This is a genomic window from Allobosea sp. FW305-C-101, assembly GCF_058783685.1.
Genome location: NZ_JBYSYT010000005.1, coordinates 141,238 through 165,228, shown reverse-complemented (window position 1 = coordinate 165,228; position 23,991 = coordinate 141,238). Strand labels below are relative to the sequence as shown.

Below are 23,991 nucleotides of genomic sequence, written 5' to 3'. Positions count from 1 at the left end.
CCCGCTCAATTCGCCGGCTGAAATTTACCTGTTGTTACGGGCTGGGCCAGCAGGGTCGGCCCGTCCTGGCCAGAACGGCCGGGGCGCCAGAAGGCTCCATACCAGAAGGTAAACACAAATGGCCGTCTCCATCTCCTCGGGCGTTCGCGCCGCTCTCTCGTCGCTCCAGTCGACCGCCGCCCAGGCTCAGGCTTCCCAGTTCAAGCTCGCAACCGGCAAGAAGGTCAACAGCGCGGTCGATAACCCCGTCAACTACTTCACCGCCGCTTCGCTGAACGATCGCTCCAACCAGCTCACGGGCCTGCTGGACGGCATCTCGAACGGCATCCAGACCATCCAGACCGCCTCCAAGGGCATCGACGGCATCACCAAGCTGGTGAACTCGCTGCAGTCGACCCTCAAGCAGGCCCAGACGGACGCGGCGCAGAACCGCCCGACCAAGGCCGGTACGACTCTCGCCACGGCGACGGAAGCTGCTCTTACCTCGAAGAGCCTGAAGGATATCGCACTCGACAAGAAGATCGTCGACGATAACGCCGGCACGGCCAACACCGCGACGGCGACCTATTCGGGCAATCTCGGCGTCACCGCCCCCGCCGTCGGCGACTCCCAAGCGCTCGCCATCTCGGTGAAGTCGGGTTCGACGACCTACACGGCTTCGTTCAATGCCGCCAACGCGACCGTTCGCGATGTCGTCAACGAGATCAACAAGTCGGGCGTGGCCACGGCTTTCGTCGACGAAAAGGGCCAGCTCAACATCAAGGGCACGGGCTCCGAGAAGGTTGAATTCGGCTTCGGCCAGGCGACGTTCACTCCTGCGGCCGCCGGCGCGCCCACGCAGGCTGAGTTCGACGCAGCCGGCGTTCTGGCTGTCACCGATGCCCAAAGCGCGGCTTCGGAGAACGTCGCCCTCGGCTTCGCTCTCGGCGACAACGCCGCGGGCACGACGACGATCACGTCCTCCGGCATCACCTCGGCGGTGCGTTCGAACCTGATCGATCAGTACAACGACATCCGCAGCAAGATCGACGATCTGGCGAAGGACTCGAGCTTCAACGGCATCAACCTGCTGAAGGGCGACCGTCTCTCGATCCAGTTCAACGAGAAGACCGGCAAGAACCAGACCAAGCTTGACATCCAGGGCTCGGACGTTACCTCCGACAACCTCGGCATCGTCAAGGCCGGTAACACCCAGCTGACCGGCCAAGTCAACTTCCAGAACGACGCCGACCTCGAATCCGCGACCAAGGCCCTCACCGGTGCCTTGACCTCGCTGAAGTCGCTGTCCTCGACCTTCGGCGCGAACCTGTCGGTCGCCCAGACCCGCCAGGACTTCACTAAGGACCTGGCCGACACGCTGAGCACCGGCGCCGCCAATCTGGTGAACGTCGACGCCAACACGGAAGCCGCCAACCTGCTCGCGCTGCAGACCCGTCAGCAGCTCTCGCAGACGGCTCTGACGCTCTCGAACCAGAGCGAGCAGGCGGTCCTGCGCCTGTTCTGATCTTCGGTCCGCAGAAGCGGATCAGCCCGCAGAACGCGGGGCGAAGTCAAAAGGCGGCGGAGCATCACGCTCCGCCGCTTTTCGTTTTGGCGCGGTAACGAGATTGCCGGCGCAATTAACCTTTTATTATCCCTAACAAGTGATGATCCCCCCTGAAATCAGGTTGCATCGCGCCGGAATCGCGCGTTCAGGGGACCGAAGATGGCCAGCACGATCCTTTCCAATGGCGTTCGCAACAACCTGCTGACGCTGCAGCAGACCACTGCCCAGCAGAGCGTGATCCAGAACCGCCTCGCCACCGGCAAGAAGGTCAATTCCGCCATCGACAACCCGGTGAACTACTTCACCGCGCTCTCGCTGAACGATCGTTCCAGCCAGCTGACCGGCCTGCTCGACGGCATCTCGAACGGCATCCAGACCATCCAGACGGCCTCCAAGGGCATCGACGGCATCACCAAGCTGGTGAACTCGCTCCAGTCGACGATCAAGCAGGCGCAGGCCGACGCGGCCCAGAATCGCCCGACCAAGGCCGGCACGGCCCTCGCAACCGCGACCGAAGCGGCCGTGACCTCGAAGAGCTTGAAGGACATCGCCCTCGACAAGCGCGTCGTCGACGACAATGCCGGCGGCGCCAATGCCGCCACCGCGACCTATTCCGGCAATGTCGGCGGCCCTGCGCTGGCTGCCGGTGACGAGGCCGTGACCTCAATCTACCTGAAGTCGGGCTCGACGACCTATACCGCGAACTTCCTCAGCACGAACGCGACCGTCCGCGACGTCGTCAACGAGATCAACAAGTCGGGCATCGCCACCGCCTTCATCGACGAGAAGGGCCAGCTCAACATCAAGGGCGCCGGCTCCGAGAAGGTCGAGTTCGGTATCGGCACCGCGACCTTCACCCCGGCTGCGCCGGGCGCGCCGACCGCGGCTGAAATCACGGCCGCGGGGACGACCGCTGGCACCACGGCCACGGGTGTGACCAGCGACAACACCGATTTCGGCTTCGCGCTCACCGACAACACCGCGGCCGGCACCACGATCACAGGCTCCAGCATCACCTCGGCGGTGCGTTCGAACCTGATCGACCAGTTCAACGATCTCCGCAACAAGATCGACGATCTCGCCAAGGATTCGAGCTATAACGGCATCAACCTGCTGGCCGGCGATCGCCTGACCATCCAGTTCAACGAGAAGACTGGCAAGAACCAGACCAAGCTGGACATCCAGGGCTCGAACCTGACCTCGGACAATCTCGGCATCCCGAAGGCGGTCAACACGCAGCTCACCGGCTTCATCAACTTCCAGAACGACGCCGATCTCGACAAGGCCACCGCCTCCCTCACTGGCGCGCTGACCTCGCTGAAGTCGCTGGCCTCGACGCTGGGCTCGAACCTCTCGGTTGCCCAGACCCGCCAGGACTTCACCAAGGAACTGGCCAACGTCCTGACCACCGGCGCCGGCAACCTGGTGCTGGCCGATCCGAACGAGGAAGGCGCGAGCCTGCTCGCCCTCAACACCCGCCAGCAGCTCTCGCAGACCGCGCTGTCGCTGGCGAACCAGGCCGACCAGGGCGTGCTCCGGCTCTTCGGCTGACGCCGAGGACGCCGCCCGCCCTCCCCTCCAGCCAGAAGGCAGGACCGACATGGCTCTCAAGGTCGAGCTCAAGCCGCGCGAACGCATCATCATCGGCCAGGTGGTGATCCGCAACGACGAGCAGCGCACCCGCTTCTTCATCGAGGGCGACGCGCCCATCCTGCGCGAGAAGGACATCCTGACCGCCGCGACCGCCGACACTCCGGCGAAGAAGATCTATCTCGCGATCCAGCTCATGTATCTGGCGCAGGACCCGACGCATGAGCACGAGACCTATTTCCAGCTCGTGCGCGAATTCATCAATGCGGCGCCAAGCGCTCTGCCGCATGTTCACGAGATCAATAACCGCATCTTAAGCGACGACCTCTATAAAGCTCTCAAGGCGGCCAGAAAGCTGATCGTCTATGAAGCGGAACTGATCGAGAATGCAAAACGGGTTTAACGCCTACGCTGCCGCGGCCAAGACTGCCCAATCCGTCGTTTCGCCTCGCGAACTCGAAGCCTCCCTCCTGATCAAGGCCGCCACGCGGCTCCAGGCCGTCGCCGACGACTGGAACCTGCGCGAGCGCGAGCTGGACGAGGCACTGACCTATAACCGCCGCCTCTGGACCCTGCTGGTCTCCGCCGTCATCGCCGAGGACAATCCGCTCCCGGTCGGCATCAAGACCAATATCCTCGGCCTCGCCAATTTCATTTTCAACCAGACCTTCAAGATCTCGGCCGATCCGCAGCCGCAAGCGCTCGGCATCCTGGTCAACATCAACCGCGACATCGCCGCCGGCCTGCGCGGGCGCTGAGCCCGCAGCAACGACATCGCCGGACGAACGAAAACGCCGCCCTTACGGGCGGCGTTTTCGTTCGTGAAGAGCAGCGCTCCGGGAGCGCTCAGAGGTAGTTCGTCAGCGACAGCTTCGAGAGCATCGAGGTCACCTGATAGCTCGCCTGCAACTGCGTCTGCAGCGACAGGATCTGCGTCGCGACCTCCTCGGTCGTCACGTTCTCGATCCCGGCCAGCGTCGTGGTCAGGTAGTCCTTGGTGCTCTGGTGGCGCGTCTTCGCGTTCGACAGCGCCGACTGGGCCGAACCCAGCTCGGTGATGATCTCGGCCGGCTTCTGGGTGCTGCCGCCGAAGCCGAGCTTCTCGCTGACCCGCGCCGTCATCGCCTCGTAGCGCGCCTGCGAGTTCGCATCGGCCGCCGGAAAATTCTCGACCGACATGATGGCGAACTGCGCGAGGCCGATGCGGAAGGCCTCCTCGTTCGCCCTTGCGCCGGTGCCGACCGTCTGGCCCTGGTCGACCTGGACCGTCGCGGTGTTGCGGGCCGGGTCCGCCCCGTCGTCGCCACGATACCAGATCACGGTTGTCGCAGCCGCGCCGGCATTGGTCGGCGGCAGGGTCGCGCTGGCGAAGGGAGGTCCCGGAACCCGCTTCGGCGGGTTGTTCAGGCTGCCGGCGAAGAAATCCTGCGCTGCAACTTGCGAGGAGGCCGCCGAGAGCGTCGTCTTCGCCTCCTGGCCGAGCGCAGCGCCGATCGCGGTGCGCAGATTGGCAGCCGTCGCATTGGCGTCGACGCCGATCTCGAAGCTGTTGGTATCCGAGCCGGTGGTACCGGCGGCGCGCGCGGTCAGCACGACCTCTTCCTGCGTCCCATCCGGCAGGTTGAGCATGAGACGCACGGTATCGCCGGCCGCGGGCTGCGTCGTGACGTTCACGGAAACATCGGCCGGCGGGCCGGGATTGAACGTCGTCCCGAGTGCGGCGGAGCTGCCCACGACGCCCGCGATCTTGAAGCCGTACGGATGGACCGTCGCTTCTTCGGAGATCGTCGCGGTGGTGCCGGCGCCGCCCACGGTCAATCTGCCCTGGCCGGAGCCGAAATCGGCCTGCCGGCGCTCGTCGATCAACTGCTTCAGGCCGGCCTTGCCGGCGCCGTCGCCATTGACGATCTCGCTGAAGCCGGCGGTCGGCTGCGTGTCGGAGGTCTTGCCGGAGAACAGGTAGCGCCCGTTGACCGCGATGTTCAGCAGATCGAGCGTCTGCTTGAACTTCTCCTCGGCCAGAACCTGCGGCGAGGAGCGCCCGCCGGCGCTCGGCACATAGCTGTTGGAGCGCGTGTCGTTGCGCGTCTCGTTGGTGAGCTTGGTGAAGTTCTCGACCGAGGCGGTCTGCAGCTTGAGGTTCACATTGCTCAATTCGATGCCACTCAGCCAGGAATCGAGTTGCGCGACCTTGCCGTTCAAATCGAGGCTGACGCGCCGGTCGATGCCGAGATCGCCATAGCTGGTGCTGCGCTGCTTGGTGTCGAGCTGGCGCTGCAGGTCGTCGAACTGGGCCCGGGTAGAGACGTATTCATTGGGCTTGGCCGTACGATAGGCGCCGGTGCCGTAGCTGGTGATGGTCATCGCGGCCTCACACTCTCATCAGCACGTCCATCATCTCCTTCATTGTGGAGATGACGCGGGCATTGGCGGCATAGGCGGTCTGGAGTTCGATCAGCATCGACATTTCCTGGTCGACATTGACCTGGGCCATCTGCTGGAAACGGCTCTGGACCGAGGCGAGCGCCACCTGCTGGCCCTCGTCGAGCCGCTTGGCGGCCTCGACGGCCTGCCCCTGCGAGGAGACCACCCGCTGGACGAAATTCGAGATGGTCGTGCTCGAGCTCGCCGTGTTGCCATCGAGCCCGGACGCGTTGGTGAACGCACGCTGGCTCTGCGTCAGCCGCTCCAGCATCAGCTTGGGCCGGGTCGCGTCGCCCTGTGCCGTCGCCGGCGAGGTGTTGTAGGCGACCAGCAGCGAGCGATCGGCGATCAGCGCCGGATTGACCGTGATCCGGGCGGAAAAGCCCGTGGTCTGGGATCCCCCGTCGAAGGAACCGGTGAAGGCGTTGCCGGACGGACCGTCGACGAAGAACGGCAATTCGACCGCACCGCCCGCCGAGGCGAGCACCGAGTTCGTCGGCCGCGACGTCAGCCCGATGACATCGCGCGTGCCGGCCGCACCGTCATCGACGATGCGCAGCGTCGAGCCCGTGTTGGACACGGTGAAGCCCGTGCCGACGGCGGCCTGGATCTGCGCCGCGACGGAAGCAGGGCCGCCCGAGAAATCGATCCCGACGACGCGGTTATTGGCATCGCCGCTGGCCGAGGCCGGCAGGGGCAGCGACGCCGCGGAATCGACGCGCACGAACGTGAAGCGCTGGGTCTGCCCGCCGGGCGTGACCTTGTAGTCGAGCGTGACGGAATTGCCGGATTGCAGACCGGCAAGGTCGACATCGAAACCGGTGGCCGCGCCTGCCGTAGCCGGCGTGCCGGCGATCTCGCGGTCCGAGAGCGCCTTCGACATCTGCGCCGCGATCTCGTCGAGCTGCGCCTGGGCCTGGACCAGCGTCTTGTCGCGCAGTTCTATATTGGCCGCGATCTCGCCGGAGCGGAAAATCCGGTTGGCGATGGCATCCGAGGCGTTGCCGGAGGCATCGACGATCTTGATCGTGCCGACGCCGCGCTTGGCCGGGTCGATGTTCCACTGGTTGTCGGCGCCTAAGCCCGCATGCTCGTCGAACTTGAAGGTGACGGCCGCGGTCCCGTCGAAGAGCTGCGTCCCCGAGCCGGTCACGATCGAGACCGAGCCGCGCGCATCCTCCATCGTCTTGATGTCGACATACTGCGACAGTTCGGACAGGATCAGGTCGCGCTGGTCCTTGAGGCCCGCCGTCGCACTGTCGTTCGGACTGCCGACGATGCGCGTGTTGACCTTGGCGAGCGCGCCGAGCAGGTCGTTGACCTTGGTCACCGCATTGGCGAGCCCGCTCTCGGCCTGGCTGCGCAGTGCCTGCACGCCACTGGAGAGTGTGTTGAGCTGGCGCGCGAGCTGCGTCGCATTGTCCAGCACCTGCGAGCGCAGGCTGTAGGACGACGGGTCGTTCTGGAGCGACTGCAGCGCCCCGGTGAACTTGTTGAAGATCGTGTCCAGCGCGGTCGAGCTGCCGGGCGCGCCATAAAGCTTGTCGAGGTTCGACAGCGATTCCGCCCGCTTCGACGTATAGGCGGCGCCGGAGGATTCCTGCCAGAGCTGGTGCTGGACGATCTTGTCGAGCAGGCGCTGGACCTGCGTGCTCTGCACGCCGATGGTCAGCCCGGTCAGGCTGTCGTTGGTCGAGACCGTGCGCCGGACATAGCCCGTCGTCCCCGCATTGGCGACGTTCTGCGAAACGACGCCGATGCCGACCTGGGCGGCGTTGAGGCCGCCGATCGCCGTGTTGAGGGAAGTGCTCAGGCCCATCGTCAACTCCTGTTGCGAGAGGCGGCCCTCCTGGGCCGCCGCTTAGGCAGACGCGTCGTTCAGCGGATGATGTTGAACACCGCGCTCAACATCTCCTGCGCGGTGGTGATGACCTTGGTGTTGGCCGAGTAGGCCTGCTGGGTAACGATCATCTTCGAGAATTCGTCGGCGATATCGGTGTTCGACTGCTCGACGCTGCCGCCGACCATCTGCGAGGTGCCGAGACCGATGATCGGCGGGCCGGATTCGATCGTCTCCTCGAAGGCGCCGCCATCGAGGCGCTTCAGCGAGTTGTCGGCGTTGAAGCGGGCGACCGAGACCTGCGCGAGCGCCACGACCTGGCCGTTGCTGAAGGTGCCGATCACCTGGCCCTCGGCCGAAACCGTGACGCGGTCGAGCGTGCCGGCCGTGTAGCCGTCCTGGCGGATGCTGCGCGCGTCGATCTGGCCGCTGACGTCGCCGTTCTGGGTCACGCCATTGCCGCCGGTCGTCAGGTTGATGCCGGTGATGGTGGTGCCGTTGATCGTCATGGTCGGCAGCGCGATGTCGCCGCTCGCCGGGCTCACCATCTGGCCGGTGGTGCCGAAGGTGACGTTCTGCCCGGTCTGAACATAGGCGACCTGGCCGGCGCCCGTCGCGCTGGTGTCCTGCGCCACGAACAGGCCCCAGGTGCCCGTCGTCGGCGGCACCGCGGCCGGGTTGCCGTTGTCGATCTTACCCCAGCGCATCTCGACGCTGGTGGCCTTGCCGAGCGTGTCGTAGACGGTGACCGAACCGCCGGGGATCGAGGTCGCCAGGAAACTGCTGATATTGTTGCCCATCACCGCGGCATTGCCGGCATAGGGGTTCGGCGCCGTACCCGCGGCCGTGACCGCGGCAGGGTTGAGGAATTCGCTGCCGCCTTGCGACTTCTGGGTCGTGGCCGGCACGGCCGGGATATTGGCGCGATACTCGATCGAGGTGGTCGCCTTGGCCGGGAACTGCTCCTTGGTGATGCGCAGCACTTCCGGCTGCGTGCCGATCAGCTGGCCGGTCACCTGGTCGATCTTCAGGCCCTTGAGATAGTAGCCCGCACCGTTGACCAGATAGCCGTTGGCGTCGAAATCGAAATCGCCGCGCCGCGTAAAGAGGTTCGAATTGGCGAACTGGGTGTTGGCGCCGACACCGCTCGCGCGCTGGTCGACCACGAAGAAGCCGTCGCCGTTGATCGCGATATTGGTGTCGATGCGGGTCGGGTTGAGGTCGCCCTGGATCGAGTTCGTCGCCTGGCTGAAGGCCTGCACCGAACCGGCGACCTGCCGCCGCAGCGCCGCATCCGGCACGAGATCGGCAAAGGCCGTGTCGACCCGCTTGTAGCCCGCCGTCCGCGAGTTGGCGATGTTTCCGGAGATGTTCTCGAGCGCATAGGACTGCGCCGTCATTCCCGAAACCGCCGTGGTCAGCGCACTGAAAACACCCATGGAACCCTCACCTCGACCGGCAGCCCCCCAAGGGCGGCCCACAACTCGTGGCAAGGTTCTGCACGGCGCGTGCCACGCACAGCTTCACGCGATTTCAAGGAGTTGGATCGTTTACGAAAGGTTTAGCGGCAGTCCGAGCCGGGCAGAATCGCCCTTTGCCGGCAGATTCTGCCGGGTTCAGGCCTCGTCATCCCGGCCGTTTCGCCAGCCGCCGAGGTCGCCCGCGACATCGGACAATGTCGGCGCATTCGCCTCGACGAAGGGCAGCGGCCGGCAGACCGCGAGCGCGGCAAGCCCGATCCTGGCCGTCAGCATGCCGTTGATCACGCCCTCGCCGAGCTTGGCCGAAAGCCGGGCTGCGAGCCCCTGCCCCACCATCTGCTGGATCACGGCATCGCCCGCAGCAATGCCGCCCGTCAGGACAAGGTGGTTCATGACCTGCCGCGCCAGTCGGAGCAGACCGAGCGTGCCGGGCCGCCCGGCATAGATGCCGGCGATCGAGCGCAGCAATCGCGCGCAGGCGACCAGCACGAAGACGACATCGACCAATGCGCGCGGGCTGACCGCCGTCACCAGCGAGACACGCCGCGCCGCCTGCGCGATCTGGGCAGTGGCCAGCGCATCGAGCGGCGCGAGCAGGCTGCGCTCCGCCACCGTCAGCATGTCGCGCGCCGCGAAGAGCTGCGGCAGCGCCTCCTGCAGGGTGGCACGGCCCTGCGCCGTCTGTGCCCGCCCCTTGTAGAGCGCGACGAGTTCGCCCGCGATCGCGCGACCCTCGTCGGGCGTGCCGCCAACCAGCGCCGCGACAGCGCGCTCGCGCAAAGCCTCGACCTTGCGCTCCCGCAGGATGTCGCGCAGCACCCGCGCCAGCATGACCAGCAGCGCCAGCGTCGCGATCGCCGCGCAGACCAGCGCGGCATAGCCCAGCGCCGGGTTCTGGCTCATCAGCGAACGGATGGTGTTCTCGACCCAGACGCCGGCCGCCAGCGCCAGGAAGCCGGACAGCCCCGCCACGAACAGCGAGCCCCAGGAAAGACCGCGCCTGGCTTTCACGGGCGCGACAGGCGCTTCGGCATCGATCGGCTCGCTCTCCGGCAGGATCGCGAGATCGCCTTGCCGCAGCGGGGCTTCACCGACCGGCTCGCCCGGCTGCGGGTTATCGAGGCGGATCGCGCGCGGTGCCTTGCTCATCGCGAAACCCCGTTCATGACAGCTTGTCGCCGATCAGGAATTCCAGCGCACGGTCGAGGCGGATCTGCGGCGGCGACTTGAGCCGCCCGCCCGCATCCGGCGCGACCAGAGGCGGCCGGAAGCGCGGCGCCCTGACCTGCCAATGCGCCTTGGGATCGAAGATCGCCTCGGGCCGCTCCGGCAACTCACCGGGGAAGATGGCCGCTTCCGCGATGCCATCGAAGACCTGCCCGTCGATGGTCTCACCCGCCTCCGGCACGCCGGCGATGGCCGGCAGCTCCTCGCGGCCTTCCTTGATCCGCACCTCATGCGTCGCCCGGACGGCGGCCAGCGCCATCGCCTCGACCCGCGCGCCCGCGCCTTGCGCCCGCGACAACGCCCGCCCGACCAGATGCGACATCACCGCCGCCAGCCGGTCATGGCTCGCATGGTGGATATGGTCGGCCTTGGTCGCGGCGAAGAGCACGCGCTCGATCCGCGGCGCGAACAGGCTCGTGAGCCAGGAATTGCGCCCGACCGAGAAGGCCGTGAGCGCCTGCCCCAAGGCGGTTTCGAGATCGGCCAATGCCGGCGCCCCGGCGTCGAGCGCGGCGAGCACGTCGACCAGCACGATCTGCCGGTCCAGCCTTGCGAAATGGTCGCGGAAGAACGGCGTCACCACGACGCGCTTATAGGCCTCGAAGCGCTCCGCCATCAGCGCGGCGAGCGTGCCCGGCCGCACGTCCCGGTCATGGCCGAGATCGAGCGGCGCGAAGGTCAGGGCCGGCGATCCCTCGAGATCGCCCGGCATCAGGAAGCGCCCGGGCGGCGTCACCGCGACCGCCTCGGGATCGGCCCGCAGGCGCGCGAGATAGCCCTTGAACATGTCGCTCGCAGCCTCCGCCGCGAGCTCGTCCGGCGCGCCCTCGGGATCGCGCCCCGGCAGGTCAGCCAACCACTCCGCAGCAGCCTCGCGCCGATGCGCCTTGCGCGCATCGGCAACGGCCTGCGCCGACCAGGCCTTGTAGTCCTGCCCGATCAAAGCGAGGTCCAGCAGCCATTCGCCGGGATAATCGACGATATCGAGCGTCAGCGTCGCCGGCCCCTTGAACCAGCCGGCGGCGCGCTCGTAATCGATCTCGATCCTGAGCTCGGAAATGCGCCGCGTCGATTCCGGCCAGCGTCGGTCCAGCCCGTTCATGGCGGCGCGATGCGCTTCATAGGGAAAGCGCGGCACGTCCGGGTCCGGCTGCGGCACCAGTCTGACGCGGGCGATCCGCCCCTCGGACGAAGTCTTCAGCACCGGCAGCTTCGCGCCTTCGATCAGGTTCTGGATCAGCGCGGTGGTGAAGACCGTCTTGCCCGAGCGCGACAGCCCGGTGACGCCGATCCGCAGGCGTGGGCGGGCAAGCCCGAGCAGGCTGTCGCCGAAGGCGAGAGCCGCATTGCGGGCGCTGTCGAGATAAGAGGGGTCGCTCATAAGGCCGGAGCGCGAAGGAAGTGCCCGAGGCTTCGCTGAGATGAGCCGTCCAGCGTGGCCGTCGAGAACCGGCGCGGAGCGGACATTGGTCCGTGAGCACCGGAAGCGCAGACGGTCGCGTTGGACGGCCGTCTCAGTAGAAGCACCGGGCGCTTCCTCATTCGTCGGGGCCCTCGCCCAGCGACCCCGGCGTAATAAACCGGTCGAGGCGCCCCTCGCGTGCCGCGATCGCGTACCAATGCTCGACCGCGAAATCGATCACGGCGAGCCCGCAGGTCGGGTATTTCTGGCTCATCCGCGCCGAGGCATAACGATCGCCATGGCCGATCAGCAGATGCGCCAGCTCCTCGAAGCCGGGATTGTGCCCGATCAGCAGGAGCGTGCGGACATCGCCCTCGACCTCCTGCACGACATCCAGCAATCGCTCGGTCTTGGCCTCGTAGATTTGCGGCTCGAACTGGACCGGTGGTCGTTCGGGCAACATCGGCGCGACCATGTCCCAGGTCTCGACCGTGCGCTTGGCCGGCGAGACCAGGACGAGATCGGGCAGCAGCAATTCATCGGCGAGATAGCGCCCCATCACCGGGGCGGCCTCGCGCCCGCGTGCCGCGAGCGGTCGGTCGCGGTCGGCCACACCCGTGGGCCAGTGGGACTTGGCGTGGCGCAGAAGCATGAGGCGTCGCATGAGCAGAACCTAATCGCGGGCGTCGGCTTTTACGAGCCCCTGCGTCGCGCCAAGTGCCGAAGCCAGCAGAGCGAACAGCCGGGCCGCATACGCGTCGACAAAGACCTCACGGCTGCCCTTGTGGTTCAGGAAATCCAGCGCCCCATCGATCAGCAGGGTCGAGAAGCCGTGAACGGTGGACCAAGCCAGCAAGACCTCCGGCAGATCGAGATCGAGCACATCCGCCGGCGGCTTCTGGTCCAGGGCAGCCAATGGTGGCCGGCCAGTGGCCAATCGCACCTCTCGCAGCAGGATGCCGAAGGCGCGGCCCGAGGCGATCTGGCAGCCGACATCCTCCCGGTCGATGCCGCGCTGTCCGAAGACCACGCGGAAGCGGCCGGGATTGGCCAACGCCGTCTCGACATAGGCGCGAGCGATGGCGGCGAGCCGGCTACGCCCCTGCTCATGCGCGGCAGCGACGGCCGCTTCCATCGCCGTTCCGAGATCGATGAAGCCCAGCGTCGCGATCGCGGTGAGCAGCCCGGTCAGGTTGCCGAAGTGATGAGCGGGCGCCGCCGGTGAGACCCCAGCCCGACGGGCGCATTCGCGCAAGGTGAAGCCGCCGAGCCCACGTTCCGCCAGCACCTCTTCGGCGGCGGCGATCATCGCCTCCCGCAAGGCGCCATGGTGATAGTGCCCGCGCACGGCCCGCGCCGGAGCCTCGGCCATCGCGGCCTCCTTGATCTTAACAGCGTCAAAATAATCTTGACGGCGTCAAGATAGCGAGTCAGAACCGACGCGCAACTGAACACTGTCAAGTTTGGAGGATGTCATGCCGCCTTTGACGTCGGACGCTGCGTTCTCGGCTGCCGGCCAGCTCGCGATCGGCGGCTGGCTCCTCCTGATCTGCCTGCCGCGCTGGCGCCTCGGCCGGATCATCGCCGGCCTCGTCATCCCCACGCTTCTCTCGCTCGGCTATTTCGTCCTGATAGCCGTGTTCTGGCATGGCGCGGCCGGCGGATTCTCCTCGCTCGACGCTGTCGCATCCCTCTTCGCCTCGCGACCACTGCTGCTGGCAGGCTGGGTCCATTTTCTCGCCTTCGACCTGCTGATCGGCAGCTGGCTGCTCGGCCAGTCGCAGCGCGAAGGCCTGCCGCATTGGGTGATGATCCCGGTTCTCGCCCTCACCTTCCTGTTCGGCCCGGCCGGCTATCTGCTCTATCGCCTGATCGCCGCCAGCCGCGACATCGCATCGGAAGACCGCATTCCACGCCTTCTGGCCCGGCTGCCGGCGCCGTTCCGGGCACTGGAATGGGAGCCGCGGCTGACGGCGGCCGGCATCGCCACCCTGCTGCTCGTCATTCCGACGCTCCTCGCCCATGCCGTCGATCCGCGCGTGTTCAACGGTGACAATGTCTGGCTCAAGCCACTGAAATTCGAGCTCTCGATCGCGGTCTACCTCTTGTCTTTCGCAGTGCTGCTGCCGTTGACCAGCGAGACGTTCCAGCGCTCTCGGCTCGGCCGCTTTACTGTCTGGCCGGTGATCGGGCTGCTGTTCTTCGAACTCGTCTATATCGCCTGGCGCGCCTCGCGCGGCGAAGCCTCCCACTACAACCAGGACGGCCTGACGGCGACGATCCTCTATGCCGCGATGGGCGCCGCCGCCGTGCTCTTCACGGCCGCGAGCGGCGTGCTGGCCTATGGCCTCGCCCGCAGCGATGCCGCGCCGATGCCGCCGGTGCTGCGCCGCTCGCTGGTGCTCGGCCTCGCCCTGACATGCATCCTCGGCATCCTCTCCGGCGCCATCCTGAGCGAAGCCGGTGGTCACACGGTCGGCACGCCGGCGCCGTCCTCGTCCGTCGTGCCCTTCTTCGGCTGGTCATTGACCGCGGGCGATCTGCGCCTCGCCCATTTCCTGGCGCTGCACGCGATGCAGATCGTGCCGGCCTTCGCGCTGGTCGCTTCCTTCCTCGGCAGGGCGGCCGCGCCGCGCGCGGTCGATGCCTTCGCCCTGGTCTATGCCGGCGTAACCGCGACAGCGCTGGTCGCGGCGCTCAATGCCCGGCCGCTGCTGGGAATGGGCTGAAGCCTCACCGGCTCTCGCGCCGGGCCATGAAGGCGAGCTTCTCGAACAGCGAGACATCCTGCTCGTTCTTGAGCAGCGCCCCATGCAGCGGCGGGATCAGCTTGCGCGGATCGCGCTCGCGCAGCACCTCCGGCCCGATATCCTCGGCGACGAGGAGCTTCAGCCAGTCGAGCAGCTCCGAGGTCGAGGGCTTCTTCTTGATGCCCGGAACCTCGCGCACCTCGAAGAACAGCCGCAGCGCCTCTTCCATCAGGCGCTTCTTGATGCCGGGGAAATGCACCTCGACGATCGCCTGCATCGTCTCGGCATCGGGGAAGCGGATATAGTGGAAGAAGCAGCGGCGCAGGAACGCGTCCGGCAGTTCCTTCTCGTTGTTAGAGGTGATGATCATCACCGGCCGCTGCGCCGCCTTGATCGTCTCGCCGGTCTCGTAGACATGGAACTCCATGCGATCCAGCTCGAGCAGCAGGTCGTTCGGGAACTCGATATCGGCCTTGTCGATCTCGTCGATCAGCAGCACCGGCCTGACCGGCGCGACGAAGGCCTCCCAGAGCTTGCCGCGCTTGATGTAGTGGCCGATCTCGGAGACGCGGGGATCGCCGAGCTGGCTGTCCCGCAGGCGGCTCACCGCATCGTATTCGTAGAGGCCCTGCTGCGCCTTGGTCGTCGACTTGATGTGCCAGGTGATCAATGGCGCGCCGAGCGCCGCCGCGACCTCCTCGGCCAGCACCGTCTTGCCCGTTCCGGGCTCGCCCTTCACCAGCAGCGGCCGCTCCAGCCGGATCGCGGCATTGACGGCGACGGTGAGATCCTCGGTCGCGACGTAGTTTTCAGTGCCGGCAAAGCGCATGGACGGTCCTTCTGAACGAAAGGCCGGACGCTATCCCATTCGCATCGCACGCGGAAACCGGATTTTTCGCCCGGGCACCTGAGCGCCCGCGCCTAAAGGCTCGCGCCGCAAGGCGAATTTCTGCCCGCCATGACGATTCCAAGGTTGTGCTGCGCCGCCGCAAACCGCAAGAATTGCCGGCGCATCCCGCAAGCCCTCGAATCGCAAGGTCAGCCCTTTTGGCCGGAACAGTCGACCCTTCCGTCTACAAGGACGCCGTCGTCGTGCTCGCGACGGCCGGCGTGGTCGTGCCGCTGGCCAAAAGCCTCAAGGTCAACTCGATCATCGCTTTCGTCGCCTGCGGTGCCCTGCTCGGCCCCTTCGGCCTTGGCGGCCTGGTCTCCACGATTCCGCTGCTGAGCACGATCACCGTCTCGAATGCCGAGGCGCTGGCCGGTCCGGCCGAGCTCGGCGTCGCCTTCCTGCTCTTCGTCATCGGGCTGGAACTCTCCTTCGAGCGCCTGATGACGATGAAGCGGCTCGTCTTCGGCCTCGGCCTCGGCCAGGTCGGGCTCTGCGCCGCGGCGATCGGGCTGTTCGCCTATGCGCTCGGGCAACCCGCAGCGGCATCGCTCATCATCGGCTTCGGCCTCGCTCTGTCCTCGACCGCGATGGTCGTCGAATTGCTGGCCGCGAAGAAGCGGATGACGACCTCGGCCGGCCGCTCCAGCTTCGCGATCCTGCTCTGCCAGGACCTCGCCGTCATCCCGCTGCTCTTCCTGATCAGCGTGCTCGACGCGCAGAACGGCTCAGGCTCGCTGCTCGCCGGTCTGGCCGAGGCCTTCATCAAGGCCTTCGTCGCCATCGCGATCATCGTCGTCATCGGCCGGTTGGCGCTGCGCCCGCTGTTCCGGCTGGTCGCCTCGACCGATTCGACCGAGAGCTTCATGGCGGCGACGCTCCTGACCGCGCTCGGCACCGGCCTGATCGCGGCGGCGGCAGGCCTCTCGATGGGGCTCGGCGCCTTCATCGCGGGACTACTGCTGGCCGAAACCGAGTTCCGTCGCGCCATCGAGGTCACGATCGACCCGTTCAAGTCGCTGCTGATCGGCGTCTTCTTCCTCACCGTCGGCATGGGCGTGAACCCGGCCGATATCGCGGCTCACCCCGTCGCGATCCTCGGCGGCGCGGCCGGGCTCGTGCTGGTCAAGGGCACCATCATCTTCGGGCTCGCGCGCCGCTTCCGGCTGGCGACGGCGACAGCCCTCGAAACCGCGATCCTGGTCGCCCCGGGCGGCGAATTCGCCTTCGTGCTGCTCAACGCTGCGACCGGCGCCAAGTTGATCGACCCCGGCGCCACCAGCATCGTTCTGGCCGCCGTCTCGCTCACCATGGTTGCCCTGCCGTTGCTGGCCCGCATCGCCCGCAACCTCGCGCAGAAGCTGGCGACGCCCGTCATATTGCCCGACGAAGCCGCCATCCTGCCGCCGGACGACCACACGGCGCGCGCCATCGTCGTCGGCGGGGGGCGCGTCGGACGTCTGGTCGGCTCGATGCTGGACGAGCACGGCAAGTCCCATATCGTCATCGACGCGGATGCCTCGCTGATCACCGCGCAAAGGCGTGCCGGCCGCCCCGCCTATTACGGCGATGCGACCAAACCCGAATTCCTGCGCCTGTGCGGTCTGGAAGAGGCCACGGCCCTGATCGTCACGATCGACAATCCCCGCGCCGTCGATGCCATCGTCCTCGCGGCGCGCTCGCTGCGGCCGGACATCGTCATCGTCGCCCGTGCCCGCGATGCGACCCATGCCCGCCATCTCTACGAGCTCGGCGTGAACGACGCGGTGCCGGAAACGATCGAGGCCAGCCTGCAATTGTCGGAAGCGGCTCTGGTCGGGCTCGGCGTGCCGATGGGCCTCGTCATCGCCTCGGTTCACGAGCGGCGCGACGGCTTCCGCGCCCAGCTCAAGCCGGCAGGCGATGCGGCAGCCCGCGCCCTTCCCCGCCACGCCCGCTCGCGAAGGCTGTGAGCGTCGTGGTCGTGACGGGCTCCGGCTCGCGCGGAAAATAGCCAGCCTCGCGCGCCACGCGGTGGATATGGGCATAGAACTGCGCGGCGCTCGCAGCCCAGCTATGGCGCGCCGCCAGCTCCAGGCAGGCCTCGCGCGGCACCCTCAACGCCTGCATCGCGGCACTGCGCAGATCCTCGTCCAGCACCGCAGCCGCGCTGCCGGCGAACACGTCGCGCGGCCCCTGCACCGGGAAGGCCGCGACAGGCAAACCGCTCGCCGCCGCCTCCAGCAGGACGATGCCGAATGTGTCGGTCAGGCTCGGGAAGACGAAGACGTCGGAGGAGGCATAGATCCCGGCCAGCTCCTCGCCCTCCTTCAGGCCGAGGAAGCGCGCTTCGGGAAAGGCGCGTTCGAGATCGCCCCGCGCCGGCCCGTCGCCGACCACGACCTTGCTGCCCGGCAGCTTGAGCGACAGGAAGGCCTCGACATTCTTCTCGACCGCGACCCGCCCGACATAGAGGAAGATCGGCCGCGGCAGATCGAGCAGGCTCTGCGGGCGCGGATGGAACAGGCTGAGATCGACGCCGCGCCCCCAGCGCACCAGATTCTCGAAGCCGTGCTGGCGCAGCTCCTCCTCCACCGTCGCGGTCGAGACCATCACGGCGGCGGCAGGGCCATGGAAACGGCGCAGCAGGCGGTAGCTCCAGCTCTCGGGGATCGGCCAGCGTGCCGCGATATATTGCGGGAAGCGGGTGTGATAACTCGTCGTGAACGGCCGCTTCTGGGCGAGGCAGATCGCCCGCGTCAGCCAGCCGATCGGCCCTTCGGTCGCGATATGGATATGATCAGGTCCGAAATCGGCAATGCGCGCCGCCAGCGCGCGGCGCGTCGCCAGGGCGAGGCGGATATCCGGATAGCTCGGCAGGCCGACCTGATGGAAACCCTCCGGCGTCAGCGCCTGCGCCGTGATGCCGAGGCCCGGTGCCGCCTGGATCATCTGTTCCAGCGATCGCACGACGCCGTTGACCTGGGGCCGCCACGCATCCGTCGCGACGAGAACACGCATCACGCGGCCTCGATCAGGTCCCGGACCGGGGCTGGTCGCGCCGGCATCGTGACCGGTGCGGCAGGCGCATTGTTCACCCGGCCCTGCGGCCAGCGGATCAGTTCGAAGCGGCCGTCCTCGTGCTCGACGAAGGCGGTGCAGCTTTCGACCCAGTCGCCGGTGTTGATGTAGGTCAGCCCCTCGATCTCGCGATGCGCGGCATGGTGGATATGGCCGCAGATCACGCCGTCGGCCTTGTGGCGGCGCGCTTCGGCGGCGAGGCAGGTCTCGAACTCGCCGATATAGTTCACGGCGTTCTTGACCTTGGCCTTGGCCCAGGCCGAGAGCGACCAGTGCGGCAGGCGCAGCACACGGCGCACCCGGTTGATCGCCATGTTGAGCGCCAGCGCGACCGTGTAGGCCCAGTCGCCGAGCAGCGCGAGCCATTTGGCGTTGCGCACCACGAGGTCGAACAGGTCGCCATGGATGACGAGCATGCGCTTGCCGTCGGCGGTCTCGTGGACGATCTCGTCGACCAGCGTGATTCCGCCGAACTGCAGGCCGGTGAAGTCGCGCAGGAAATCGTCGTGGTTGCCGGTGACGTAGATCAGCTTCGAGCCCTTGCGCACCTTGCGCAGCAGCTTCTGGATCACGTCGTTATGCGTCTGCGGGAAGTACCAGCCGCTCTTCAGGCGCCAGCCGTCGATGATGTCGCCGACGAGATAGATCTGCGGCGCATCATAGGCGCGCAGGAACTCCAGCACGAGATCGGCCTGCGCCCCACGGGTGCCAAGGTGCAGATCCGAGATGAAGATGCTGCGGACCCGCTTGCTGTTATCCTCGTCGCTCATGCCGGTCAGCCCCTGCTGCTGCGATGCGAGGGCCGTGTGTCTGATTTGCGTTGCGCTTTGATGACGGCGCGACCAATCCATGCTCAGGCTACGCGCCGCGCAATTTGCGACGCTGATCGGAGAACACCATGGATCTGGGAATTGCCGGCCGCACGGCCATCGTCTGCGCCTCCAGCAAGGGGCTGGGCCGCGGCTGCGCCGAAGCGCTGGCGCAGGCCGGCTGCACCGTCGTGATCAACGGCCGCGACGCCACCACGCTGGAAGCCACCGCAGCCGCGATCCGCGCCGCGACGGGCGCGACCGTCATCGCCGTCGTCGCGGACGTCTCGACCAAGGCTGGCCAGGATGCCTTGCTCGCAGCGGCGCCGAATCCCGACATCCTCGTCAACAACAATGGCGGCCCGCCGCCCAAGCCCTTCCGGCAGGTGACGCGCGACGGCTTGCTCGAAGGCGTCGTCCAGAACATGGCGACGCCGCTGGAGCTGGTTCAGCGCGTCATCGACGGCATGATCGAGCGCAAGTTCGGCCGGATCATCAACATCACCTCGGCGAGCGTCGTGACCCCGCTGACCGGGCTCGACGTCTCCTCGGCTGCGCGTGCCGGCCTCACCGCCTTCCTCTCGGGCGTCGCCCGCGAGGTCGCGCATGCCAATGTCACCATCAATAACATCCTGCCGGGCGTGTTCGACACCGACAGGATCAAGACCGCCACCAACAAGGTCGCGGAGATGCAGGGCATCAGCATCGAGCAGGCCAAGAAGAACCGGCTCGCCGCGGTTCCCGCCGGCCGCCTCGGTACGCCCGACGAGTTCGGCAAGCTCTGCGGCTTCATCGCCAGCGCCCATGCCGGCTACATCACCGGCCAGAACTTCCTGATCGACGGCGGCGCCTTCCGCGGCACGTTCTGAGGCCGCTCCCACGCCAATGACCTAGCCGGGTTGCAGAGTTCACGCTTCGCTTCCCGGCCTGGACATGGTCTAAACAGGGACGGTTTCGCTCGAAACCGTCCCCTTATTTCGGCCGCGTGCTTTGTCCCCTCTTCTCGGCATCACCCTCAAGCTGGTCTCGGCACTGGCCTTCACGCTGATGTCGGCGGCGATCAAGTCGATCTCGACGCGCTACCCGACGGGCGAGATCGTCTTCATCCGCTCCTTCTTCGCGATGATTCCGCTGCTCATCTGGCTGGCATGGCGCTCGGAGCTTCCGGCAGCGCTGAAGACCAGCAACCTGCGCGGCCATCTCAAGCGCGGCATCATGGGCTCGACCGGCATGTTCTGCGGCTTCGCGGCCCTGCAGTTCCTGCCGCTCTCGGAAGCCGTCGCGATCGGCTATGCCGCGCCGCTCGCCGTGGTGGTGCTCGCCGCGCTGGTGCTCAAGGAAAAGGTGCGCATCTACCGCTGGAGCGCGGTGACGATCGGCTTCGTCGGCGTGCTCATCATGCTCTCGCCGCATCTCGGCGCGGGCGCCCATCCGGTCGGCGGCAACGCGGCGCTCGGGGCCATGCTGGGGCTCGCTGGCGCCTTCTGCTCGGCCTTCGCCTCGGTCGAGGTGCGGCTCCTGACCGCGACCGAGCGCACCGGCGCCATCGTCTTCTACTTCATGCTGCTGACCAGCCTGCTTGGCCTCTCGACCATCCTGCTCGGCTGGAACATGCCCGATCTCACGGACGCAGCGATGATGGTCCTGATCGGCATCCTCGGCGGGCTCGGCCAGATCCTGATCGTGCAGGCCTATCGCTATGGCGACGCCTCGCTGATCGCGCCTTTCGAATACTCGACGATGCTCTGGGCCGTCGCCATCGGCTGGTTCTGGTTCGGCGAATGGCCGGCCCTGGCGATCCTGATCGGCGCGACCATCGTCATCGTGTCGGGCATCTATGTGATCCTGCGCGAGCGCCAGCTCGGCCTCGCCCGCCGCGAGCAGCGCGAGGTCGGCCCCAGCCGCATGACCTGAGGATGAACGAACCGCCGGCCCCGCGTCCGGCACAGTTCGCTTGTTCAAACGATCGTCCGTCGCTACAAACGACATCGCAGTCGAAAAGGGGCCGGACGGATGGGAATCGAGACCAAGGAGCGCGGCGGGCGGGAGCTTGAATCCGGGGCTCAGGTCATCTCCGGCCAGCTCGGCAAGACGATCCAGCGCCTGCGCAAGGCCTATAATTTCTCGCTCTCCGACCTCGCCGAGCAATCCGGCGTCGCCAAGTCGATCATCAGCCAGATCGAGCGCAACGAGACCAATCCGACGCTGGCGACGATCTGGCGGCTGTCGCAGGCGCTCGACATCTCGATCGAGCGCGTCCTCTCCAGCGGCGAGGAAGAGCCCTTCATCGAGAAGACCACCCGCGCCGACACACCGATCCTCGTCTCCGAGGACGGCAAGCTGCGCCTCGCCATCGTCGGCTGGATCAAGACGGTCGAGTGGCTGCAATGGTACGAGGTCAGCGCCGAGCCCGGCGGCGAGCTCGATTCCGAAGGCCATCAGCGCGGCTCGATCGAATCGCTCTCGGTGACCTCGGGCGAGTTCGAGGTCGAAGTCGGCGACATCGTCCAGCGCGCCAAGGCCGGCGAGACGCTGCGCTACCGCTGCGACCGCCGCCATGTCGTCCGCTGTGTCGGCAACGAACCCGGCACCGCCCTGATGGTCTGCATCCTCAAGGCCGCCGTGATGGAATAGGCGACGTCCGGCGCCGCCTGACGACGCCGGCCCGTTATTCCCTCCTCCCGTACCTACTGCGGGCATCACCACAAGCTGGAGTTAACTTCTCTCGGTTAGATCGCCTTTGGGTTGGGCGTGTTGGGAGCAGTTGATCATGCCTGAAACCGAACGTCGGCAGCGCTGACGGCGATACCGATGGATCTGGCGACCCTCTGGTATCTCACGACAGGAACGGCGGTCCTCGCCGCGATCATGACCTTCTGGGAGCGGAAGGGCCATGGCCAGCGCTCGCGCGAACTCGGCCTCTGGGCTTCGGCCTATGGCGTGTTCGTCATCGGCTGCGTGCTGGCGCTGAACCGCGACACGCTACCCGGCGTCGCCGGCCCGGCCATCACCAATGTCGTGATGATGCTCGGCTACCTCCTGGTGTTCCAGGGCGTCCTGGCACTGGACGGACGAAAGCTGCCCGGCCTCCTGATCGCCGTCCTGCTCGCGGCTATCTGCACGGCCTGGTTTGCCGCCGGAGCCGGCGCGGCAGGGCTGCTCTGGAACCATGTCAGCGCCTTGCCGATCGCTGTCGTCTGCGGTCTGACCGCTTTCGCGCTGCTGCGCAGCCGCACGGTGCGGACCCTGCGCTCTCGCCCTGTCGCGGTCGCGACCTTCGCCTGCCACGCCCTGTTCTACGCCGCCCGCACCTTCGTCGTTCCGATCATCGCTTCGATCCACGGCGACGACGTGCTGCCGCTGGTGGCGGAGATCACGATGTACGAGGCGGTGCTATTCACCGTCGCGATGCCGATGTCGTTGCTCGCCCTCGTGCGCGAGGAGGATCGTGCCAACCTGCTGGCGACCGCCCGCACCGATTTCCTGACAGGCCTCAACAACCGGCAAGGCTTCTTCGAGCTTGCGCCACGTCGCCTGAGCCACGCGGGGAAATACGCCCCGCATGCCCTGCTTGCCTTCGACCTCGATCACTTCAAGGCCATCAACGACCGCTACGGCCACGATGCCGGCGACCGTATCCTCAAGCTGTTCGCCGATATCGCGCGCGAGGTCGTGGCTCCCGGCAGCATGAGCGCCCGGCTCGGCGGCGAGGAGTTCGCGATTCTGCTGCCCGATACGACGGGAGCGGATGCCCATGCGATCGGCCAGGACATCGCCCGGCGCTTCACCGAAGCGGCCATGCGGCATGACGGGCCCGGCATCCCCGCGACCGTCAGTATCGGCCTCGCCGAAGCCTGTGGGCGGGAGGCTGACCTCGCGACGCTTCTGGCAACCGCCGATCGCGCCCTCTACCGGGCGAAGATGCTCGGCCGCAACCGCATCGAGGTCGCGAAGCCAGAGCAGGTCGCGAAGGCGGCCTAGACGTTTTCGCCTCGACCACCGCGCGCATAGCGGCGCGGCGGCTGTCCGACATGGCGGCTGAAGGCCGTGCTGAACGTGCTGGCCGAGCCGTAGCCGACCTGCCGCGCGACCTCGTCGAGCGCGAGGTCGCCGCCGGCGAGCAGGGTCTTCGCCAGCGCCATCCGCCAGGCCAGCAGATATTCCATCGGCCGCAAACCGACCTTGCGCATGAAGCGCTCGAAGAAGGCGGTGCGCGACATGCCGGCGCTGCGCGCAAGCTCGACCACCGTCCAGGGCCGCTCCGGCCGACCATGGATCTGCCGGAGCGCATCAGCCACCCGCTGATCGGCGAGCCCGAGCAGCAGGCCGGGCGGTGCTTCATGGCTGCGTGCCGCCCGCAAGGCTTCGATCAGCAGGATCTCGACGAGCCGAGCCAGCACGAGATCGCGCCCGGCACTGTCCGCACCCGCCTCCTCCGCCACCAGCCGGACCAAAGTCGTGAGGCGCGGCACCCCGCGGATATGGATCATCCGCGGCAGCAGCGAGAGCAGCAGCGCGGCATCGGGCGTATCGAACAGGAAATAGCCGCCAAGCAGGCGGGCATCGGCGGGGCCGTCCTGCGTGCCATGGCGCACCTCCTTGGTGAGGGATACCGCGACCTGAGGATCGATCGGCCGAGGCGTCACCGGCTCGAAACCCGAGAGCGTGAAGGCCGGCGTCGCCGGCAGCAGCACGAAATCGCCAGCCTCCAGCGTCACCGGCCCCTCGTCGTCGACCGCGAGCCGACAGCTTCCTTCCAGCACGACGCAGAAGCTGGGCTGTCCGAAGGCGGCATAGCGCACGCCCCAACGCCCGGCCCCGCTGATGCCCTTCGCGAACACCGCCTGGGGACGCAGCAAGGCGATCACCTGCGACAACGGGTCAGTCATTCCGAACTCTTGCAAACGAAATTTGAACTTATCATCGCTGATAGTTCAGATCAGCACGGCTATCTCGCCGGCGTCAACCCCAAG

The 23,991-nt window shown here is 66.9% G+C and carries 21 protein-coding genes; 10 read left to right on the top strand and 11 right to left on the bottom strand.

What is annotated here, in order from left to right; genetic code table 11:
• Window positions 1-118: 118 nt before the first annotated feature.
• The 4 genes from AC3WMA_RS20825 to flaF all read left to right on the top strand — a co-directional run bounded on the left by AC3WMA_RS20825 (window position 119) and on the right by flaF (window position 3,894).
• Window positions 119-1,504: a flagellin N-terminal helical domain-containing protein gene (locus tag AC3WMA_RS20825; RefSeq protein WP_492287255.1), complete on the top strand. Its 1,386-nt coding sequence runs from the start codon at window positions 119-121 to the stop codon at window positions 1,502-1,504.
• A gap of 201 nt (window positions 1,505-1,705) precedes the next feature.
• Window positions 1,706-3,097 carry a flagellin N-terminal helical domain-containing protein gene (locus AC3WMA_RS20820; RefSeq protein ID WP_492287254.1) on the top strand — a complete coding sequence of 464 codons (1,392 nt, stop codon included), beginning with the start codon at window positions 1,706-1,708 and terminating at the stop codon, window positions 3,095-3,097.
• Window positions 3,098-3,146: 49 nt separating this feature from the next.
• Window positions 3,147-3,539, top strand: coding sequence for a flagellar biosynthesis repressor FlbT (gene flbT, locus AC3WMA_RS20815; RefSeq protein ID WP_336811500.1), 393 nt, complete (start codon window positions 3,147-3,149; stop codon window positions 3,537-3,539).
• Window positions 3,523-3,894 carry a flagellar biosynthesis regulator FlaF gene (gene flaF, locus AC3WMA_RS20810; RefSeq protein ID WP_492287253.1) on the top strand — a complete coding sequence of 124 codons (372 nt, stop codon included), beginning with the start codon at window positions 3,523-3,525 and terminating at the stop codon, window positions 3,892-3,894. Before flbT ends, flaF begins: the two co-directional genes overlap by 17 nt.
• Window positions 3,895-3,982: 88 nt before the next feature.
• Here the strand turns inward: flaF and AC3WMA_RS20805 are convergent, their stop codons facing one another.
• The 7 genes from AC3WMA_RS20805 to AC3WMA_RS20775 form a co-directional block, all read right to left on the bottom strand.
• Window positions 3,983-5,500 carry a flagellin gene (locus tag AC3WMA_RS20805; protein WP_492287252.1) on the bottom strand — a complete coding sequence of 506 codons (1,518 nt, stop codon included), beginning with the start codon at window positions 5,498-5,500 and terminating at the stop codon, window positions 3,983-3,985.
• Between the two features lie 7 nt (window positions 5,501-5,507).
• A complete protein-coding gene (gene flgK, locus AC3WMA_RS20800) occupies window positions 5,508-7,379 on the bottom strand; it encodes a flagellar hook-associated protein FlgK (protein ID WP_492287251.1) in 1,872 nt (623 codons plus the stop codon).
• A 59-nt stretch (window positions 7,380-7,438) separates the two neighbouring features.
• On the bottom strand, window positions 7,439-8,839 hold the full coding sequence (locus AC3WMA_RS20795; RefSeq protein ID WP_492287250.1) for a flagellar hook protein FlgE: 1,401 nt from the start codon (window positions 8,837-8,839) through the stop codon (window positions 7,439-7,441).
• A gap of 177 nt (window positions 8,840-9,016) precedes the next feature.
• On the bottom strand, window positions 9,017-10,030 hold the full coding sequence (locus tag AC3WMA_RS20790) for a YcjF family protein (protein WP_492287249.1): 1,014 nt from the start codon (window positions 10,028-10,030) through the stop codon (window positions 9,017-9,019).
• 13 nt (window positions 10,031-10,043) lie between these two features.
• On the bottom strand, window positions 10,044-11,489 hold the full coding sequence (locus AC3WMA_RS20785; RefSeq protein ID WP_492287248.1) for a YcjX family GTP-binding protein: 1,446 nt from the start codon (window positions 11,487-11,489) through the stop codon (window positions 10,044-10,046).
• 157 nt (window positions 11,490-11,646) lie between these two features.
• On the bottom strand, window positions 11,647-12,174 hold the full coding sequence (locus AC3WMA_RS20780) for a SixA phosphatase family protein (RefSeq protein ID WP_492287247.1): 528 nt from the start codon (window positions 12,172-12,174) through the stop codon (window positions 11,647-11,649).
• A gap of 9 nt (window positions 12,175-12,183) precedes the next feature.
• Window positions 12,184-12,882 (bottom strand): TetR/AcrR family transcriptional regulator, encoded by a 699-nt coding sequence (locus AC3WMA_RS20775; RefSeq protein WP_492287246.1) that lies wholly within the window; start codon window positions 12,880-12,882, stop codon window positions 12,184-12,186.
• Between the two features lie 103 nt (window positions 12,883-12,985).
• On the opposite strand from AC3WMA_RS20775, the gene AC3WMA_RS20770 reads away from it, so the two are divergent.
• Window positions 12,986-14,239 carry an ABA4-like family protein gene (locus AC3WMA_RS20770; protein ID WP_492287245.1) on the top strand — a complete coding sequence of 418 codons (1,254 nt, stop codon included), beginning with the start codon at window positions 12,986-12,988 and terminating at the stop codon, window positions 14,237-14,239.
• Between the two features lie 4 nt (window positions 14,240-14,243).
• Here the strand turns inward: AC3WMA_RS20770 and AC3WMA_RS20765 are convergent, their stop codons facing one another.
• Window positions 14,244-15,089 (bottom strand): AAA family ATPase, encoded by an 846-nt coding sequence (locus tag AC3WMA_RS20765; RefSeq protein ID WP_492287244.1) that lies wholly within the window; start codon window positions 15,087-15,089, stop codon window positions 14,244-14,246.
• A 218-nt stretch (window positions 15,090-15,307) separates the two neighbouring features.
• Between AC3WMA_RS20765 and AC3WMA_RS20760 the strand changes: the two genes are divergently transcribed.
• Window positions 15,308-17,101: a cation:proton antiporter domain-containing protein gene (locus AC3WMA_RS20760; protein WP_492287243.1), complete on the top strand. Its 1,794-nt coding sequence runs from the start codon at window positions 15,308-15,310 to the stop codon at window positions 17,099-17,101.
• Here AC3WMA_RS20760 and AC3WMA_RS20755 read toward each other — a convergent pair.
• Together AC3WMA_RS20755 and AC3WMA_RS20750 are read right to left on the bottom strand one after the other, a co-directional pair.
• Window positions 17,037-18,149 carry a glycosyltransferase family 4 protein gene (locus AC3WMA_RS20755; RefSeq protein WP_492287242.1) on the bottom strand — a complete coding sequence of 371 codons (1,113 nt, stop codon included), beginning with the start codon at window positions 18,147-18,149 and terminating at the stop codon, window positions 17,037-17,039. The genes AC3WMA_RS20760 and AC3WMA_RS20755 overlap by 65 nt on opposite strands.
• The gene (locus tag AC3WMA_RS20750) at window positions 18,149-18,979 is read right to left on the bottom strand and encodes a UDP-2,3-diacylglucosamine diphosphatase (protein ID WP_492287241.1); all 831 of its coding nucleotides are present in this window, start codon (window positions 18,977-18,979) and stop codon (window positions 18,149-18,151) included. The genes AC3WMA_RS20755 and AC3WMA_RS20750 overlap by 1 nt, the downstream gene beginning before the upstream one ends.
• 128 nt (window positions 18,980-19,107) lie before the next feature.
• Between AC3WMA_RS20750 and AC3WMA_RS20745 the strand changes: the two genes are divergently transcribed.
• From AC3WMA_RS20745 to AC3WMA_RS20730, 4 genes are all read left to right on the top strand, one after another.
• Complete coding sequence (locus AC3WMA_RS20745) at window positions 19,108-19,887, top strand: SDR family oxidoreductase (RefSeq protein ID WP_492287240.1); 780 nt, start codon at window positions 19,108-19,110, stop codon at window positions 19,885-19,887.
• Window positions 19,888-20,008: 121 nt separating this feature from the next.
• Entirely contained in the window at window positions 20,009-20,932 is a 924-nt protein-coding gene (locus tag AC3WMA_RS20740; RefSeq protein ID WP_336811489.1) for a DMT family transporter, read from the top strand.
• A gap of 99 nt (window positions 20,933-21,031) precedes the next feature.
• A complete protein-coding gene (locus tag AC3WMA_RS20735) occupies window positions 21,032-21,652 on the top strand; it encodes a helix-turn-helix domain-containing protein (RefSeq protein ID WP_199091747.1) in 621 nt (206 codons plus the stop codon).
• Between the two features lie 177 nt (window positions 21,653-21,829).
• Complete coding sequence (locus AC3WMA_RS20730) at window positions 21,830-22,999, top strand: GGDEF domain-containing protein (protein ID WP_492287239.1); 1,170 nt, start codon at window positions 21,830-21,832, stop codon at window positions 22,997-22,999.
• On the opposite strand, the gene AC3WMA_RS20725 is transcribed toward AC3WMA_RS20730, so the two are convergent.
• Entirely contained in the window at window positions 22,996-23,907 is a 912-nt protein-coding gene (locus AC3WMA_RS20725) for an AraC family transcriptional regulator (protein WP_492287238.1), read from the bottom strand. The two genes, AC3WMA_RS20730 and AC3WMA_RS20725, sit on opposite strands and share 4 nt — an antisense overlap.
• Window positions 23,908-23,991: the final 84 nt, after the last annotated feature.